Origin of the sequence: Pontibacter toksunensis, from assembly GCF_042686245.1 — a bacterium.
GTDB lineage: Bacteria > Bacteroidota > Bacteroidia > Cytophagales > Hymenobacteraceae > Pontibacter > Pontibacter toksunensis.
In genome coordinates this window covers 1-798 of sequence record NZ_JBHUOX010000101.1, presented here as the reverse complement: position 1 = coordinate 798, position 798 = coordinate 1, and the positions used below count along the sequence as shown (strand labels likewise).

Sequence of the window (798 nt, the reverse complement as noted above, 5' to 3'; positions counted from 1 at the left end):
GCCGGTCCGGATAAAACCATCACCCTGCCCACCAGTAGTGTGCAACTGAGTGGATCGGCCACCGACAGCGATGGCACCATCAGTGGCTATAGCTGGAGCCAGGTAAGTGGTCCCAATACGGCCACCTTCAGCAGTACGACAGTTGCTTCCCCAACAGTGAGCGGCCTTATAGGTGGTACGTATACGTTCCGGCTGGTGGTAACCGACAACGGGGGGGCAACTGCTTCTGATGGTATGAGTGTGCAGGTGAATGCTGCGACCAACACAGCGCCGGTAGCCAACGCTGGTCCGGACAAGTCCATCACCCTTCCCACCAACAACGTGCAGCTGAGCGGCTCGGGCACCGATAGTGACGGCACCATCAGTGGCTATAGCTGGAGCCAGGTGAGCGGGCCTGCTGCAACTCTCAGCGGGGCGACAACGGCAACACTGACAGCGGGCAGCCTGCTGGAGGGCACCTACGTCTTCCGCCTCACGGTACAGGACAACGGAGGGCTAACCGCCTCTGACGATGCCACTGTCACGGTGCACCCGGCCACCACCACCGCCTGCACCGCCTCGGGCACCATCCTGCGGGAGCACTGGGCAAGCGTGTCGGGCGGCAGCGTGACGGATATTCCCCTAGGCAGCGCCCCGACCAGCACCAGCCAACTGAGCCTGTTCGAGGCACTGAGCGGGCTGGGCAGCAACTACGGCGCCAGGGTCAGGGGCTACATCTGCCCGCCGGCAACGGGCAACTACACCTTCTTCATCGCCTCGGATGACAACTCGGAGCTGTGGCTGAGCACCACCGACAGC

Annotated in this window: 1 protein-coding gene; it reads left to right on the top strand. The window is 63.0% G+C overall.

Annotation, left to right across the window (positions count from 1 at the left end; genetic code table 11):
* A partial coding sequence (locus ACFS7Z_RS27305) for a PKD domain-containing protein (RefSeq protein ID WP_377492685.1) occupies positions 1–798 on the top strand: 798 nt, incomplete at both ends.